The 16,802-nt window shown below is 68.1% G+C and carries 13 protein-coding genes; 8 read left to right on the top strand and 5 right to left on the bottom strand.

Features of this window, described 5'->3' with window-relative positions:
* Window positions 1-347: 347 nt before the first annotated feature.
* Complete coding sequence (locus AVE30378_RS06870) at window positions 348-1,157, bottom strand: winged helix-turn-helix domain-containing protein (protein WP_129240033.1); 810 nt, start codon at window positions 1,155-1,157, stop codon at window positions 348-350.
* A 582-nt stretch (window positions 1,158-1,739) separates the two neighbouring features.
* Between AVE30378_RS06870 and AVE30378_RS06865 the strand changes: the two genes are divergently transcribed.
* The gene (locus AVE30378_RS06865; protein ID WP_129240032.1) at window positions 1,740-2,126 is read left to right on the top strand and encodes a helix-turn-helix domain-containing protein; all 387 of its coding nucleotides are present in this window, start codon (window positions 1,740-1,742) and stop codon (window positions 2,124-2,126) included.
* On the opposite strand, the gene AVE30378_RS06860 is transcribed toward AVE30378_RS06865, so the two are convergent.
* Window positions 2,107-3,249, bottom strand: a complete 1,143-nt coding sequence (locus tag AVE30378_RS06860; RefSeq protein ID WP_341868028.1) for an acyltransferase family protein — start codon at window positions 3,247-3,249, stop codon at window positions 2,107-2,109. The two genes, AVE30378_RS06865 and AVE30378_RS06860, sit on opposite strands and share 20 nt — an antisense overlap.
* A gap of 320 nt (window positions 3,250-3,569) precedes the next feature.
* On the opposite strand from AVE30378_RS06860, the gene AVE30378_RS06855 reads away from it, so the two are divergent.
* From AVE30378_RS06855 to AVE30378_RS06845, 3 genes are all read left to right on the top strand, one after another.
* Entirely contained in the window at window positions 3,570-4,100 is a 531-nt protein-coding gene (locus AVE30378_RS06855; protein ID WP_129240030.1) for an META domain-containing protein, read from the top strand.
* Window positions 4,101-4,145: 45 nt separating this feature from the next.
* A complete protein-coding gene (locus AVE30378_RS06850; RefSeq protein ID WP_129240029.1) occupies window positions 4,146-4,943 on the top strand; it encodes an META and DUF4377 domain-containing protein in 798 nt (265 codons plus the stop codon).
* Window positions 4,944-5,025: 82 nt separating this feature from the next.
* On the top strand, window positions 5,026-5,772 hold the full coding sequence (locus AVE30378_RS06845; RefSeq protein WP_129240028.1) for a sulfurtransferase: 747 nt from the start codon (window positions 5,026-5,028) through the stop codon (window positions 5,770-5,772).
* A 153-nt stretch (window positions 5,773-5,925) separates the two neighbouring features.
* On the opposite strand, the gene metG is transcribed toward AVE30378_RS06845, so the two are convergent.
* A complete protein-coding gene (metG, locus tag AVE30378_RS06840; RefSeq protein WP_129240027.1) occupies window positions 5,926-7,992 on the bottom strand; it encodes a methionine--tRNA ligase in 2,067 nt (688 codons plus the stop codon).
* A gap of 235 nt (window positions 7,993-8,227) precedes the next feature.
* Window positions 8,228-8,503, bottom strand: coding sequence for a hypothetical protein (locus tag AVE30378_RS06835; protein WP_129240026.1), 276 nt, complete (start codon window positions 8,501-8,503; stop codon window positions 8,228-8,230).
* Window positions 8,504-8,603: 100 nt separating this feature from the next.
* On the opposite strand from AVE30378_RS06835, the gene apbC reads away from it, so the two are divergent.
* The 4 genes from apbC to dcd all read left to right on the top strand — a co-directional run bounded on the left by apbC (window position 8,604) and on the right by dcd (window position 15,912).
* Window positions 8,604-9,692, top strand: coding sequence for an iron-sulfur cluster carrier protein ApbC (gene apbC, locus AVE30378_RS06830; protein ID WP_129240025.1), 1,089 nt, complete (start codon window positions 8,604-8,606; stop codon window positions 9,690-9,692).
* A gap of 3 nt (window positions 9,693-9,695) precedes the next feature.
* Window positions 9,696-11,588 carry an autotransporter assembly complex protein TamA gene (locus tag AVE30378_RS06825; protein WP_129240024.1) on the top strand — a complete coding sequence of 631 codons (1,893 nt, stop codon included), beginning with the start codon at window positions 9,696-9,698 and terminating at the stop codon, window positions 11,586-11,588.
* Window positions 11,585-15,250, top strand: coding sequence for a translocation/assembly module TamB domain-containing protein (locus tag AVE30378_RS06820; protein ID WP_129240023.1), 3,666 nt, complete (start codon window positions 11,585-11,587; stop codon window positions 15,248-15,250). Before AVE30378_RS06825 ends, AVE30378_RS06820 begins: the two co-directional genes overlap by 4 nt.
* A 98-nt stretch (window positions 15,251-15,348) precedes the next feature.
* The gene (gene dcd / locus AVE30378_RS06815) at window positions 15,349-15,912 is read left to right on the top strand and encodes a dCTP deaminase (RefSeq protein ID WP_008166733.1); all 564 of its coding nucleotides are present in this window, start codon (window positions 15,349-15,351) and stop codon (window positions 15,910-15,912) included.
* Between the two features lie 4 nt (window positions 15,913-15,916).
* Here the strand turns inward: dcd and AVE30378_RS06810 are convergent, their stop codons facing one another.
* Window positions 15,917-16,768, bottom strand: a complete 852-nt coding sequence (locus AVE30378_RS06810) for a GNAT family N-acetyltransferase (RefSeq protein ID WP_129240022.1) — start codon at window positions 16,766-16,768, stop codon at window positions 15,917-15,919.
* Window positions 16,769-16,802: the final 34 nt, after the last annotated feature.

The following is a 16,802-nucleotide window of genomic DNA, read 5'->3' as shown; positions in this document are numbered from 1 at the left end:
ATTACTGGAAACCTGCCCGAGGTCCTAAACTTCCTGCATCACGCGGCTATCCGCAAGGATCGCCGCTGATAAGGGCGGTGCGCCCGCCGGTCTGTCGGGGCGGGTCCATCGTCTGGCGTTGATCACGCTGCAGTCTGTGCAGGGACTAGAGACCCCGCACGGATTCACGGCTTGGCCGTGCGTGAGCAGTATGAGGCACGAATGTTGGAATCGCGTGGGCCAGGTAGAAGGCATCAGTGCCGGCTGATGACTCCAGGTTCACGTGTTGTTTTAGCGCGGCGTCTTACCTTTCGGGGCAGCGCCGCGTTTTTTTCGTCCGGCTGCGGCGCGCCGCCGGACCGGCCCCGTCACGAAGACGCGTCCGCCATCTCCCGGCGCCAGTCGTCCAGCGCTTCCATCCGGCTCTCTTCCCCCACCGCCCGAAACTCCAGGTCGAACGCGATGTCCGCGGCGAACATATAGCCCCAGCCGTGCACGGCGCGGATGGGCAAGGCCATGTGGTGGGCGGCCGCCTTGCGGCGCAGGCGGCTGATCATCACGTCCACGAAGCGGCGCCGCGTGATGCCGCTGTCCGTTTCGTCGGCCCCGTCGGCGTGGAACGCATCGCGGCTGACCTTGCGGTCGGGAGAATCCACCAGCCGCGACAGGAAGTCGCGTTCGCCCGTGGTCAGGCCGAGCGTGCGGCCGTCCGGGCTGACCAGCGTCCATCCCTTGTTTGCCAGGCGCCAGGTTTCCTGGGCGGCCTCCATGGGCGCATGCGCCTCGGGAAAGACGTCCGCGCTTTCCTGGATGGCGGCCCGGCGCACCAGGGCCTGCAGCGCCGCGGCCAGTTCCAGCCCCGTGACGTCCGGGGGCAGACAGGCGTCGGCCCCGCAGAGCAGGGTGCGGATGCGGCTTTCAGCATCGGGAAACGGGGAGATGGCGACGATGCCCAGGCCGCGGTCCGCCGCGCGCAGCCGCACCGCGGCATTGTGGATGTCCGGCAGCGGCGCTTCCAGCACGATCAGGGGGCAGGGGCGGCGGAAATACCGCTCGTAGACCTTGGCCAGGTCATTGCAACGGCGGACGTTGAAGCCCAGATGAGACAGGGCCTCGGCGAGTCTGGCATGTCTGGCGTCGTCGTAGCCAAGAAAAATGACATCCAGCGTGTTGTTCATGGGTGCTTCCAGGACGCAGCCGTCCGGCGGGGTTGGTCGAAGGGGCGCGCGGCCGGCCTGGTGCCCAGGTCCAGGTCATTGCGGCCGGCTTTCGGCGGATCCGCGCGTCGATGCCGCAGGGAAGTCACGTCCGTGTTTCATTTAAACACGGGCGTGTTTTTTTGTGAAGATACGTTTCTCTAGTTTCCGATGGTAACTTACGTGCAAGATCAAATGGAGGGGAAATGCTTGAAATAGTGTTTGTTTTGAAATTGGGGACGACAACGTATTAAGTATCGCCGATACATTATTTTCTATTTCAGATACAAGAAAGCCCTAAACTTGCGCCGGTTTTCATTTCCCGCGCCGGCCGGCGCATGCGGCCACGGCTGCGCTTTGACGTAGCTGAAATCTTCCAAGTCGATGATAGATATGGATTTTATGGGGCGCATCAGGGGCGCGCCCTGGCATCCGCGCGGCCGGCAACGGCGCGCGGCGGCCCGATAGCGCGATTTGCGGATTAGCCCGGGAATTGGTGCGCAATCCGTTTATTTGGCGTCAGTATCGGGATGCTTTAATAAAAAACATAAATCCATATTAATAATGTCTCAGGTTGATCGATTGGACACGTTTAGCCATCGTCTGCGCAACGCAAGAATGCTTCAGGGATGGACTCAAAAGGACTTGGCGGTCGCGAGCAACCTGTCCCAAAGCGCTATCGGCAATTACGAGAGCGGGCAGCGCCGGCAACCGTCCAGCGGCGCGCTCATCAAGCTGACCCGCGCGCTGTGCGTCAATCCCATGTGGCTCAGCACCGGCGAGGGGCCGATGCTGAACGCGGATTCCGCCTGCGGCGCGGGCGGGATTCCCGTGCCGGCCGCCTGGCCCTTCGAAACCGTCTCCTACGCCACCTATGCCCGTTTGAGTTCGCAGGAAAAGCGGCAGATCGAGCAGGTGCTGGCCGCCTACATCAAGGCACGCGGCGAATAGACCCGAGCGGCTGGGCCGCCGCCGCAGGCCGCTGCCGGCCGCCGGCCGCCGGCGCCTGCGCGCCGTCGTCCGCGCCGCGGGCGTCCGTGCGCAGGCGGCTGCGCAGGCGCTCCACCGGGTCCGCGATCAGCCCGTTGAGCAGCGCCGAGAAACCGATACAGCCCGTGATGACCAAGGCCGAGAACAGCATGGGCTGGTGCACGTTGACCTCGTCGAGCAGCCAACTGAAGAACATGATCACCAGCGAGTGGCAGATGTAGATCGGGTAGCTCAATTCCCCGATCGCCTTGTCCAGCCGATGGCGGGACTGGAACAGGAAGGCCAGCGGCAGCAGCGCGGCGAAGAGCAGCACCGCCAGGCCGTCGCGCACCGTGGGGTTGATGCCGACCGAGAAGTGCGCGATACAGTACGCGACCAGCAGCGCCGTGCCCAGTTCGGGCAGGCGCTTCGCCTTCTGGGTCCATGCCCTGTAGCGCGGCAGCAGGACCTGGTGCGACAGCGAGCCGATCAGGAACAGCGCCAGTTCCGTCGGAAAGAAGCGATAGGTCCAGGGATCGCTCAGGCCGATGCCGGTCGCGATCAGCACTCCGCGCAGGGCGAGCGACGCCGCCAGCAGGGCCAGCAGCCGGCGCGGCGATCCCAGCACGAAAGGCGCCACCAGGTAGAAACTCATCTCGACGCCCAGGGTCCAGGCCTGGGGCACCAGCAGGCCGTGGTACAGCGGCACCTCGCTGTGGGCGAAGCTGCCGGTGAATGCCAGCGTAGCGTGTTCGATGCCGAAGAACATCAGCCAGTCCTGGCCCATGATGAAAATATTGGAAAGGATCAGGAAGAGTTCGGCGCTGAAGGGCAGCGCTTCGTAGAAGCGGAAGAATGCGCCGCCGCTCAGCGCATGGGCGAGGAGCGTCATGGCGGCCACCGCCAGGTAGATCGGGAACAGGCGCAGGAAGCGGTTCGCGTAGAACTTGCCCACCGCGCCCTGGTAGTGGTCGGTGGCCGTCAGCACATAGGAAATCAGGAAGCCCGAAATGACATAGAACAGTTGCACCGCCAGCCTGCCGCCGACCAGGTGGTCCGCATTGCCGCCGCCCAGGTGATCCAGCACCACCGATAGTGCCAACAAGGTTCTCAAGAAGCCCATCGCCGTGTCTCCAGGAATAGTTTTTTTTGGTCCTGCGGGGAGCCTGACACCTGCGCCTGCGGTACTTGCGGCCGACTCCCCATTTCCTGGAGCTGCCAGGTCCGGCCGGAGGTGGACCCGTATCGATTCTGCGCGCCGCCCTCCGCCGCCGCCATGCGGCTTACGATGCAGCAGGCCATGCCTTCGGAGCGGGCGGCATGGCCGCTGTGCTGCTTTTGGATACGGCTGTTGGGCGGAGAACACAGTCGCCATGCCCCAAGGGCGGTTACAGTTGGGGTATGTAATTCTCTGGAGCCCCGTTCATGCCTATCCTGACGTCCACGCCTTGCCGGCTGCTTTGCCTGGGCCTTCTGGCCGCGGCATTGGCGGGCTGCGCAGGCTCGACCGGCGGCGCGCGGCCGCAAGGCGCGGCCGCGGCCAATGCCGCCAGCAGCGCGGATTCGCTGGCGCAGACCAGTTGGGAACTGGTGCGCTGGACACAGCCTGGCGGGTCGCTGCGCGACATTCCCCATGGCGACAACGGCGAGCCCGTGCGCCTGACCTTCCTGGCGCAGGGCAAGCAGTACCGCGTCAACGGATTTTCGGGCTGCAACCGCTACATGGGGACGTACAAGCTCGAGGGCGGCAAGCTCTACATCGACGCGCCCGCCGCCACGCGCATGGCCTGCGTGCCGCCCGAACGCGCGCGCCTGGAGGCCGACTACCTGCGCGGCCTGGCCGCGATCGACACGTTCACGCTGGACAGCGGCGGCGCGCCGCGGCACCTGACCTTCAACCTGCGCGGCGGCGACGTGCTGGAATTCGCGCGGCGCCAGGATCCCCCGACGCCGTAGGCGCGGCGGCCGATACGCGTTTTCGCCTGCTTTCGGGAGATTCCCATGCCCATTTCCGCTTCCCTGCGCTGGCTGGCGCCCTGCCTGCTGGCCGTCGGCCTTGCCGCCTGCTCGTCGCCGCCCAGGCGCGCCGCCGACGGACAGGATCCCCGTTTCCAGCCCGCCTCGGCGTCGGACATCCTGGCCCAGACTAGTTGGGACCTGGCGCGCTGGACGAAACCGGGCGGCGCGCTGCGCCCGGTGCCGCATCCGTCCACGCATTCGCGTCCCCTCACGGTCAGCTTCATCCATGACCAGGGCGCGCCGCGCATCGCGGGTTTCGCGGGGTGCAACCAGTACAGCGCGTCCTACACGGTCGCCAACGGCCTGCTGATCGTGCGCGACCATCCCGTGTCGACGATGATGGCCTGCGCGCCCGACAGCATGGCGCTGGAACAGGATTTCCTGGCGGGCATGACGCGCATCACGGCCAGTTCGGTGGACAGCACCAACAACCCGCAGCGCATGACCTGGATTCTGGCCTCGGGCGACACGCTGGACTTCGGCCGCCGCACCGATCCCATCGCCGGCGGCCAGCCGGGGCCGACCAAGCTGGTGTACGTGAACTCGGAGCGGGTGCCGTGCAGCGCGGGCGTGGGCCGCGCCATGTGTTACCAGGTGCGGGACAGCGCCGCGCAGCCCTGGCAGTTCTGGCACGGGGAAATAACCGGTTTCCATTTCCAGCCGGGCATCCGCTATCGGCTGCGCGTCGTCGAGGTGCAGGACCCGAATCCGCCCGCCGACGCCTCGTCCGTGCGCTGGGTGCTGGACGCCGTGGTCGAACAGGAAATCGTCCCCCGTTGAGCGCGGTCAAGCCGGGACGGGGGCGGCGGCCGGCCAGCGATTACTATTACGGGTTTCGCCGTCCGTCTTCCGCCGCTTTTCCATGACTTCCGTCGTCAATATCGCCGCCTACAAATTCGTTTCCCTGGATTGCCTGCCGGAGCTGCGCCTGCGGCTGCTGGACGAGGCGGCCCAGGCCGCGCTCAAGGGCACGATCCTGCTGGCCGAGGAGGGCATCAACCTGTTCCTGGCGGGGTCGGCGGAGGGCATCGACGGTTTTCTGGGGTCCCTGCGCGCCGACGCGCGCTTCGCGGACCTCGAGGTGAAGTTCAGCCGCAGCGGCGCCGTGCCGTTCCGCAAGCTGCTGGTGAAGGTCAAGCGCGAGATCATCCGCATGGACCACCCGGCCATCCGCCCCGAGGCGGGGCGGGCGCCCGGCGTGGACGCGCATACGCTGGCGCGCTGGCTGGAACAGGGCGTGGACGACGCGGGGCGCCCGGTGGTCATGCTGGACACCCGCAACGCCTTCGAAGTGGATGAAGGCACCTTCACGAACGCGATCGATTGGCGCATCGAGCGCTTCACGCAGTTTCCCGCCGCGGTGCAGGCGCACCGCGCCGAACTCGAAGGCAAGACCGTGGTCAGCTTCTGCACCGGCGGCATCCGCTGCGAAAAGGCGGCCATCTACATGAACGAGGCCGGCATCCCGAACGTCTACCAGCTCGACGGCGGCATCCTCAAGTACTTCGAGGAAACCGGCGGCCCGGGCTACGAGGGCAAGTGCTTCGTGTTCGATGAACGGGTTTCGCTGGATCCAGCGTTGGAGCCGTCTGTCGCTTTGGGTGTCTGACACCCGGGAAGGCCTGCTCCAGCCCGGAAGGACATCTCGTACGGGTGTCAGACACTGGCGGCCGAGCCCCACACCTCCCTGTGTCTGACACCCGTACGAGATAGTCCCGCAGGCTTGAGACCGTCTCCCCGGGTGTCAGACACCCGGAAGTGATTACCGCACCCGCATGCCCGGCTTGGCGCCGGGGAACGGTTCCAGCACATAGATACCCGCGTCGACCGACTCGTCCGCATGGCTGGCGGCCAGCACCATGCCTTCGGACACGCCGAACTTCATCTTGCGCGGGGCCAGGTTGGCCACCATGACGGTCAGCTTGCCGATCAGGTCTTCGGGCTGGTAGGCCGACTTGATGCCGGAGAACACGTTGCGGTGGCGGCCTTCGCCCACGTCCAGCGTCAGGCGCAGCAGCTTGGTCGAGCCTTCCACGTGTTCGCAGTTGACGATCTGCGCGATGCGCAGGTCGACGCGGGCGAAGTCGTCGATGGAGATGGTGTCGGCCAGCGGTTCGCCGCCGGGCACCACCGCCGGGGCGGCGGGCGGTTCGAACAGGTCGTCCAGCATCTGCGGTTCGACGCGCTGCATCAGGTGCTTGAACGGCGCCACGCCCTGCGGCAGCGCCGAGGCGTCGGCCCAGGTGAACGGAGCCTGCGCGCCGAAGAGTTCCAGCGCCACGCGTTCGGCCAGGGCCGGCAGCACCGGCGCCAGCATGACCGACAGGGCCTTGAAGCCCGCCAGCGAGCGCGAGCAGATGTCCTGCAGCCTGGCCTTTTGTTCGTCGTCCGCCGTGGCGATGCCCTTGGCCAGGACCCAGGGCTGCGCGGTGTCGAACGCCTGGTTGATGCGGTCGGCGTAGGCCATGATCTCGCGGATGGCGCGGTTGTATTCGCGGGCCTCGAACGCGGCGCGGATGGATTCCGCCTGTTCGGCGTATTCCGCGGCCAGCGCGGCGGTGTCGCCGGCGTAGGCCAGCACGCCGTCGAAGTGCTTGGTGATGAAGCTGGCGGCGCGGCTGGCGATGTTGACGTACTTGCCGACCAGGTCGCTGTTGACCCGGGCGATGAAGTCGTCGGGATTGAAATCGATGTCTTCGACCCGCGCGTTCAGCTTGGCGGCGATGTAGTAGCGCATCCACTCGGCGTTCATGCCGAGTTCCAGGTAGCGCAGCGGCGAAATGCCGGTGCCGCGGCTCTTGGACATCTTTTCGCCGCTGACCGTGATGAAACCGTGCACGTTCACCGCGTCCGGCGTCTTGCGGCCGGCGAACTTCAGCATCGCGGGCCAGAACAGCGCGTGGAAGTACACGATGTCCTTGCCGATGAAGTGGACCTGTTCGGTGCTGCCGGCGGGGTCGAGCAGGGCGTCGAAATCCAGGCCCTTGAGCGCGCAGTACGACTTCAGCGAGGCCAGGTAGCCCACCGGCGCGTCCAGCCACACGTAGAAGTACTTGCCCGGCGCATCCGGGATCTCGATGCCGAAATAGGGGGCGTCGCGGGAAATGTCCCAGTCGCCCAGCTTGGCTTCGCCATCGTCCGCGCCCAGCCATTCGCGCGTCTTGGCCAGCATTTCGGGCTGCAGGTGCTTGGTGCCGGCGGCGTTCGAGCCGGTGGTCCATTGCTGCAGGAATTCCACGCAGCGCGGATCGGACAGCTTGAAGAAGAAGTGGTCCGACGACTTCAGCACGGGCGTGGCGCCGGTCAGCGCCGAGTACGGGTTGATCAGGTCGGTGGGCGCGTAGACCGCGCCGCAGACCTCGCAGGAATCGCCGTACTGGTCCTTGGCGTGGCACTTGGGGCATTCGCCCTTGATGTAGCGGTCGGCCAGGAACATGCCCTTGACCGGGTCGTAGAACTGCTCGATGGAGCGGGTCTCGATCAGGCCCTGGGCCTTCAGCGCGCGGTAGATATCGTGCGACAGCGCGACGTTCTCGGCGGAATCGGTGGAGTGCCAGTGGTCGAAGCGGATGTGGAAACCGTTCAGGTACTGCGGGCGTTCCGCGGCGTAGCGGGCCACCAGCGCCTGCGGCGTGATGCCTTCCTTTTCCGCCTTCAGCATGATGGGCGCGCCGTGCGCGTCATCCGCACCCACGAAGTGCACCGTGTGGCCCGCCATTCGCATCGAACGAACCCAGATATCGGCCTGGATGTACTCCATGATGTGGCCGATGTGGAAAGATCCGTTGGCGTAGGGCAGCGCAGTGGTGACAAAGAGGGTGCGAGACATGGTTGTCGATAGAGGTTGAGGGAAAAGGAATTGGCCGGCCATTTTAGGGCAACGGCGAAGACTTGCCTGGCGGGGGCGCCGGGAATGGCCCGTCCACGGCTCGGCCCGCCCGCCGCGGCGGGCGGATCAGGCTGGATTCAGGGCGAGGGGAAGCGGCGGGATCGGGCGGCGAGGCCGCCTTGCGGACGCATGAAGCCGCGGCCCGCTTGCGCCGCGGGCATCGGGAAAGCCGCCGTCAGCGGATTTCGCGGGCTTCGACGTCGATCACGTCGCCGCGCGGTTGCGTGGCGAAGGGGGCGGCGGCGGACTGGAACGGTCCGGTGCGGGCGCCCTGGCGCTGGCTCCAATAGGCGCGGACGCCGAAAGGTCTGCCGCGCACCTTGGCGACCACGTACAGGATCGCCACGGCGATCGCCGTGGAAAGCATGAACACCAGCGCCATCGCCATGCCGATCAAGGCCAGGGCGGCGAATAGGACGGCACGAAAGAAGCGGATAAGTGTGTTGGTCATGAAGATCGGATGCAAAACGCAGCGAAAGGTTCCCGGTATCCGCTATCCTTTAGGGGATGGCGGCCCGCAGAAGCCGCGCTGCCTACGGAACCACAGTGATATGAGTATAACGATAGAAAACATCCGCGCCGCGCTGCGCGCCGCGCAAGACCCGAATACCGGCCTGGATTTGGGTGTTTCTGTAAAAGATCGTGACATTCAGTTGGGCGGCGGCCGCGTCGCGGTGGCGCTGGAACTGGGCTATCCCGCCGACGCCGTCAAGGACCAGGTGCGCCAGATCGCCGAAGCGGCGCTCGCGGACGCCGGGGCGCCTGGCGCGCAGGTCTCCGTGACCTGGAAGGTGGCCGCCCACGCGGTGCAGAAGGGGCTGAAGCCCCTGCCCAACGTGCGCAACATTATTGCGGTCGCCTCCGGCAAGGGCGGCGTGGGCAAGAGCACCACGGCGGTGAACCTGGCCCTGGCCCTGGCGGCCGAAGGCGCCAAGGTCGGCCTGCTGGACGCCGACATCTACGGCCCCAGCGTGCCGACCATGCTGGGCATCTCGGGCCGCCCCGAGAGCCTGGACAACAAGAGCATGGAGCCGCTGACGGGCCACGGCCTGCAGGCCAATTCCATCGGCTTCCTGATCGACGCCGATTCGCCCGCCATCTGGCGCGGCCCGATGGTGACGCAGGCCCTGGAACAACTGCTGCGCCAGACCAACTGGCGCGATCTCGATTACCTGATCGTCGACATGCCCCCGGGCACGGGCGACGTGGCCCTGACCCTGGCGCAGAAGGTGCCCGTCGTGGGCGCCGTCATCGTCACCACGCCGCAGGACGTGGCCCTGCTGGACGCGCGCAAGGGCTTGCGCATGTTCCAGAAGGTCGACGTGCCGATCCTGGGCGTGGTCGAGAACATGGCCATCCACATCTGCTCGCAGTGCGGGCACGCGGAACACATTTTCGGCGAGGGCGGCGGCCAGCGCATGGCCGAGCAATACCACACGCCGTGGCTGGGCAGCCTGCCGCTGACCCTGGCGATCCGCGAACAGACCGACGCCGGCACGCCGACCGTGGTGTCGGACGCGGGCAGCGAGGCCGCGGCGCTGTATCGCGGCATCGCCCGGAAGCTGGCCGCCGGCGTCGCCGCGCTTCCGCGCGACATGGCGGGCAAGTTTCCGTCCATCGTCGTGCAGCAGCCGACCTGAAGCATGCGGTGGACAGCCCGTGCCTTCTTGGCAGGATGTTGTGTGATGGCGGGCGAGGCGCTGGCCAAGCGCCCGGAAATCATCGTGGACCCGGGCGGCGTGCCGCCGGCCGCGCTGCAGGCGATCACCGAGGCGGTTGACGCGATCGCGCGGCTGGCCGAAGACCAGGACGGCGGCGAAATCAACCGCCTGCGCCGGCGCGCGCGCGACGCGACGCTGGCGGCGCTGGCCACCCAGGGCTATTTCTCGCCGACGGTGACGCTCGAGGCCGGCACCGACATCGGCGGCGAAACGTGGGACATCGGCATCGTCTCCGGCAAGCGCACGACCGTCGGCTCGGTGGACCTGGCCTTCACGGGCCGGATCACCCGGCCCGAGTTCGCCGATCGCGTGCGCAAGCTGCGGGAAGACTGGCTGCTGAAGGCGGGCCAGCCCTTCATCAACAGCGACTGGAACAAGGCCAAATCGACCCTGCTGGACGAGGTGTCCTCGCGCGACTTCATGCTGGCGCGCATGACCGCGTCGCAGGCCGAGATCGAGGCCGATACGGCGTCGGCCGCCTTGCGCGTCACGATAGACAGCGGCCCCCAGGTCCGCATGGGCGAACTCACCACCGACGGCCTGAAGCGGGTGCCGGAGAAGCTGGTCGAGCGCTACGTGCGCTATTCGCCGGGCGCCGCGTATGACCAGAACAAGCTGGACACCTGGCAGCAGGATCTGCAATCCACGGCTTTCTTCCGTGGTGCGTTCGTGTCGCTGGAACAGCCGGGCAAGGCGCAGCCGGCCCCCGCGCCCAACGCCGACCGGGCGCGCGCGCCGGGCTCGACCGACCTGGCCGCCGCCACGCCGGCGGGAGATCCCTCCGTGTCCGGCGCCATGCCCGCGCCGCCGCCCGCCTACGATTCGAACGGCGAGGTGACCTTGCCGGTGCAGGTGCGGGTGGTGGAAGCGCCGCCCAAGCGGTTCACGGGGTCGATAGGCGTGGACGACGAGGCCGGCCTGCGCGTGGAATCGCTGTACCGGCAGAACGTGGTGTTCGGCCAGCCGCTCACCATGGAGACGGGCTTCAGCGTGGACCGGCTGCAGCAGCGCGTCTACGCGGACTTCCTGTTGCCGCCGAATGAGCGCGGCTACAAGGACTCCTTCGGCCTCCTGTACGACCATTCCGACATCCAGGGGCTGGACGTGACGCGTTACGCCCTGGGCGCGACCCGCCTGCAAGAGCGCAAGGGCGCGGGCGACAGCCGGGTCGAATACGAAACGCGCTGGGGCATGCTGCTGGCGCAGGATCACGTGAAGATCGATGGCGGCGACCAATACATCTTGCCGACCCTGACCGCCACGGCCGAATGGCTGCGCCGCGACGTGGACAACAAATACGATCCGCGCGAAGGCAACCTGATCGCGGTGGGCGGCGGCGTGGGCGTGACGCTGGACACGGGCGAACCCTACACCCGCGCCCGGCTGCGGGCCCAGAAATGGTGGCCCATCGGCAAGCTGGACGTCCTGACCGTGCGCGGCGAGGTCGGCCGGGTGTGGTCCAACAGCAAGGTGCGGGTGCCGGACGATTTCGGTTTCCGCACGGGCGGCGCGCGTTCGATCCGGGGCTACAAGTACCAGAGCATCGGCGTGCAGCGCGATGACGCCGTGGTGGGCGCGCCCACGCTGCTGGTCGGCAGCATCGAATACGACCATTATTTCGATGAGCGCTGGGGCATGGGCGTGTTCGTGGACGCGGGCGACGCCGCGGAATCGTTCGGCGACATGTCGATGGCGGTGGGCTACGGTGTCGGCGCGCGCGTGCGCACGCCGGCCGGCCCCCTGTTCCTGGACGTCGCCTACGGCCAGCGCGACCGCGACCTGCGCCTGCATTTCTCCTTGGGGATCGCGTTTTGAAGGGCTTGCGCAAATTCCTGCGCCAGGTGCTGGTGTGGTGGTTGCCGGGCCTGGCCATGCTGGCGGTGCTGGCGGGCGGGTTCCTGTTCTGGCTGGCCGGCTCGCAGAACGGCACGCGGCTGCTGCTGACCACCGCCGCCCAGCAATTGAACGGCCAGGCGCTGGACGTGAAGGGTTCGCTGTTGCGCGGCGTCTCGGTCGGCAAGCTGGATCTGGACGTGGGCGGCACCCGCATCGACATCTCCGATCTGCGCCTGAACGTGCACTGGCGCGCGCTGGGCGACCGCCTGCTGCACGTGCGCGAAGTGTCGGCGGGCACGGTGCGCGTCGCTCTGGCCTCATCGCCCGACACGACGCCCGAGGAAGACGACGGCGAGCCGTTCTCGCTGCCCGCGCTGCCGGTGGACATCGCCGTGGACCGGGTGGCGCTGGGCGATTTCCTGCTGGAGCAGGACGGCCAGCCCCTGCCTGTGACCCTGGGCAATCTGGAGGCCACGTTCGCCGCGGGCAGGCAGGGAGCGCAGTTGCGCATCGCCAGCCTGCGGGTGGGCCACGAGGCGGGGCAGGCGGACATTTCCGGCCAGGCCGAACTGCAAGGCATGGCCGACCCCTGGCCGTTCGCTGCGCGCCTGGACGTGATCGCGCGCGGCGCCGGCTCCGATTCCCCGCTGTGCGAGGCCGACAAGCTGAGCAGCGTGTTCGAGCAAGCGCAGGGCGCCGGCAGGAAACCGGATCCCAAGGCTGGCGCCGGCAAGCGCGACCCCAAGGCCGCGGAGGCCAAAGCTGCGGACGCCGCGTCCGCCTTGCCGTCCGAGGCGCCTCGGCCCGCTTGCCAGGTGGTGCTGCGCGCGGATGCCGCCGGCTCCCTGGATGGTATCCAGGCCAAGCTGGACGGCGAAGGCTCCGGCCTGCTGCTGGACGTGACCGCCGACCTGGCGCCGCGCACGGCGCTGGTGCTGCGCAGCGCCCGGGCGCGGGCGCAATTGCCCGACCAATCGACCCTGGCCGCGCAGCTCGACCTGCAATCGGATACCGCCCAGGCGGCGGGCCGCGAGCGCATCGCGGGCACGATAAGCGCCCAGCGCCTGGATCTGTCGCCCTGGCTGGGCAAGGACATTCCGCCCGCGGTGCTGACCGTGCGCGGCGATGTGCGGGCCGACATCGAAAACCTGAGCCAATTGCGCCACGCCGCGGTGGACCTGCGTTTCGAAGAGGGCACGCGCTGGAACAGGCAGCCCTTGAGCGGCGCGCTCAAGGCCCAGGTGGACATCGCGGCGGCCGGTGACGAGCCGGCCTCTCCCGATGCCGATCCGCTGGCCGGGCTGCGCATCCACGGCCTGGACGTGGACCTGAAGCTGGGCCGCAACCAGATCCAGGCCACGGGCGAGCTGGACGCCCGGGACGGCGCGCTGTCGCTGGACGCCAAGGCGCCCCAGTTGGATGCATTCTGGCCCGGCATCCCGGGCGGCGCGGAACTCAAGGGCAAACTGACGGGCACCCTGGCCGCGCACCGCGGCGAGCTGGCGGCCGGCTACACGCCAGCCAAGCCGCGCCCGGGTGTGCTGGGGGAGGCGCCCGCCAAGGCCAACATCGCGTTTGCCGGCGCCTGGGGCAAGGGGCCGGCCGGCACGCCCGACGCCGCCCTGCCGGGGTGGCGCGGCACGTTCTCGCGGCTGACGGCCGAGACCGCCGGCTTCACCGTCGCGGCGGATCGGCCGGTCGCGCTGGCCTACCTGCCGTCCGCCATGGAGCCGCAATGGCAGTGGCAGGTGGGGCAGACGGCGCTGAGCCTGACCCTGCCCGGCAAGGAACGCGTGATCCTGGCGCACCAGGGGTCGCGGGGCGGCGGCAAGCGCTGGGAAACCGCCGGGCAGGCTGACAATCTGGTGATCACCGCCGCCATGGCGCGCCAACTGATCGGCGCGGTCGATCCCGAGGCCGCGGCCAAGCTGGGCAAGCGGCCCAGCCGCGTGAACGCGACGGTTCCGGAGGGCCAGCGCCGCATCGCGCTGGACGTGCTGTGGGATCTGAAGTTCGATGGCCGGCTGGGCGGCAAGGCGCGCATCGCGCGCCGCGAAGGCGACCTGCTGATACCGGGCGATCCTCCCATTCCGCTCGGCCTGAAGGCGCTGGTGCTGGACGTGACCGCCACGCCGACTTCCGCCAATGCCAGCCGCCTGGATGCCAAGGTCAATCTGGCGACCGACAAGATGGGCGTGATCAACGGCACCGGCACCGCCGTGCTGGCGGTGGACGCCAAGGGTGGCATGGCGCTGGACCCGCGGCAGCCGCTGCGCGCCAAGCTGGACGCCGATATCGCCGACCTGGCCTGGGTCGGCCTGTTCGTGGGCGACTCGATGGAGGTCGGCGGCACGGTCAAGGCCAACCTGGAAGCCCAGGGCACCCTGGCGGGCAAATGGTCGGCCAGCGGCAACATCCGCGGCGACAAGCTGCGCGTGGTGCGCATCGACGACGGCGTGCGGCTGATCGACGGCACGTTGTCCGCCCGGCTGGACGGCGACCGGGTGGTGCTGGAGAGCCTGCGTTTCCCGGCTTCGCTGCGGGTGATGCCGGCCGAATGGCGCACCAAGGAGTGGATCACCACCAACCCCGAGGCCAAGGGCGGCTACACCGAGGCCAAGGGGCAGTGGAATTTCATCGACGGCGGCGGCGACATCCGGCTGACCCTGTACCGCTTCCCGGCCCTGCAGCGTTCGGACCGCTACGCCATGGTGTCCGGCGTCATCGACGTGAAGGCGGCCATGCCGCGCATCGACATCGTGGGCGACCTGAAGGCGGACGCGGGCTGGTTCAGCCTGGAGATCCTGCAGGGCGTGCCTTCGCTGGACGACGACGTCAAGGTGCGCCGGCCGGGGGACGACCCCGGAGCGGTCTCCACGCCGCTGCAGGTCGGCATGAACCTGAAGTTCGACATGGGGCCGCGCTTCTACATCACCGGCATGGGGCTGGACGCCGGCCTGCTGGGCTCCATCCAGATCCTGCTGCAAGACGGGCGCCTGACCGGCGTGGGCGCGTTGCGCACCCGCGGCGGAGGCATCGAGGCCTACGGCCAGAAGCTGCGGCTGAGCCGCGGCACGCTGACCTTCCAGGGCCGCCTGGACAACCCGCTGCTGGACATCGAGGCGCTGCGCACGGGCGAACAGGTCGAGGCGGGCGTCAAGGTGGTCGGCACCGCGCAGCGGCCCCGCATCGACCTGGTGTCCTACCCGGACGTCAGCGACGTGGAAAAACTGTCCTGGCTGCTGCTGGGCCGCGGCCCGGACGAAAGCGGCGGCGACGCCGCGCTGCTGATGTCCGTGGGCACGGCGCTGCTGGGGGGCGGGCAGCCGTTCTACAAGCAGTTCGGACTGGACGACGTCAGCATCAAGACGGGCAACATCGGCAGCTCGGGCAGCATCCTGCCCGACCGCACGGTGGCGGGGGACGTAAACCGGGACAGCGACAGCCAGCTTGCCACGCAATTCCTGGTGGCCAGCAAGACCTTCGCCAACGGCATCACGCTCAGCGTCGAGCAGGCGCTCTCCGGCACCGACACCGTCGGCCGGGCCAGCTACCGCCTGGCGCGCGGCCTGTCGGTGGACCTGAAGGGCGGGGCGGTCAATGGCGTCGCGCTGGTCTACCGCACTTTCTGGGGGAATTGAGGCGCGGCCGGGCGGCCCTGTCCCGCCCGGCCCGCCGGCGGGGCTCCCGCTCTCGGGATAAAATGGGGTCCACTCCATTCCCTTGCACCATTCCCACCATGAGCATCAAGAGCGACCGCTGGATCCGCCGCCAGGCCGAAGCCGGCATGATCGAACCCTTCGAACCGGGGCAGGTCCGCACGGCCAATGGCGGGCGCATCGTCAGCTATGGCACCAGCAGCTACGGCTACGACGTGCGCTGCGCCGATGAATTCAAGATCTTCACGAACATCAATTCCACCATCGTCGATCCCAAGAATTTCGACGAAGGCTCCTTCGTGGATTTCAAGGGCGATGTCTGCATCATCCCGCCGAACTCGTTCGCGCTGGCCCGCACGGTTGAATACTTCCGCATTCCGCGCAGCGTGCTGACGGTCTGCCTGGGCAAGAGCACATACGCGCGCTGCGGCATCATCGTCAACGTCACGCCGCTGGAACCCGAATGGGAAGGCCACGTGACGCTGGAATTCTCGAACACCACGCCGCTGCCGGCCAAGATCTACGCCGGCGAAGGCTGCGCGCAGATGCTGTTCCTGGAAAGCGACGAGGTCTGCGAAACGTCCTACCGCGACCGCGGCGGCAAGTACCAGGGCCAGCGCGGCGTGACCTTGCCGCGCACCTGAGGCCTCAGCGGGCCGGCGCGCGCGCCGGCCGCAGGTAATCGATATCCCATTCGCTTTCGGCGGTCTGGACGAATCCATGCCGCCGATAGAAGCGGTTCGAGTCGCTGCCGCGCAGCGCGCCCACGCGCACCGGCAGCCCGAGGCGGTCGGCCTCGTCCAGGATCCGCCGCAACACCTGGCCGCCCAGGCCTTCCCCTTGCGCGCCCGGCCGCAGGTACAGGTGGTCCAGGCGCAGGCCGTCGCCGTCCGGGCGCAGCGCGTAGAAGCCCAGGCGCTGCCCGTCCAGTTCGATGGACCAGGTGCATTCCGGCCGGAACGTGCCGCGCAGGCGCGAGCGCGCCCGCTCCGGATCGAAACGGCCCAGCCGTTCCAGGCTTTCTCGCATGGCTTCGATGCGCAGCGCCAGCAACGCTTCGAAGTCCGCCTCGCCGACGGGTTCGTACCGGACGTCCGGCGCCGCCAGCGCGTCGTAGCCCCGCCCCAGGAACTGCAGGATGCAGATGCCGTGCCCGTAGGGATCGCTCAGGTGCGCGATGCGGCCCCATTCATGCGAGACGGCCGGGTCTTCCAGCCGCGCGCCCGCCGCCACCGCCTGCTCGACCGCGCGGTCCGCGTCTTCGACCACCACGTCCAGATGGACCGGCGTCCAGTGCCTGGCGTAGTCGCGCGGTTGCCGCGTCGCGCCGGCGGCGGGCGTGCCGGCCGCCTTTTCCAGCAGATAGATGGGCGCCTGCGCGCCGCGCATTTCGGCGGCCTTGGGGCCCAGACGGCGCCGCAGCCTCAACCCGAAGGCGCGGCGATAGAAGTCGATGGCATGTTCCAGATCGGGCACATCGATATTGACCAGGATACGCATGGGAGTTTTCTTCCGTCGGGGGGCGGCCGGAAAA

Source organism: Achromobacter veterisilvae (assembly GCF_900496975.1).
Lineage (GTDB): Bacteria > Pseudomonadota > Gammaproteobacteria > Burkholderiales > Burkholderiaceae_B > Achromobacter > Achromobacter veterisilvae.
Note: the sequence above shows the minus strand (reverse complement) of the source record. Positions and strands in the feature narration are given on the sequence as shown.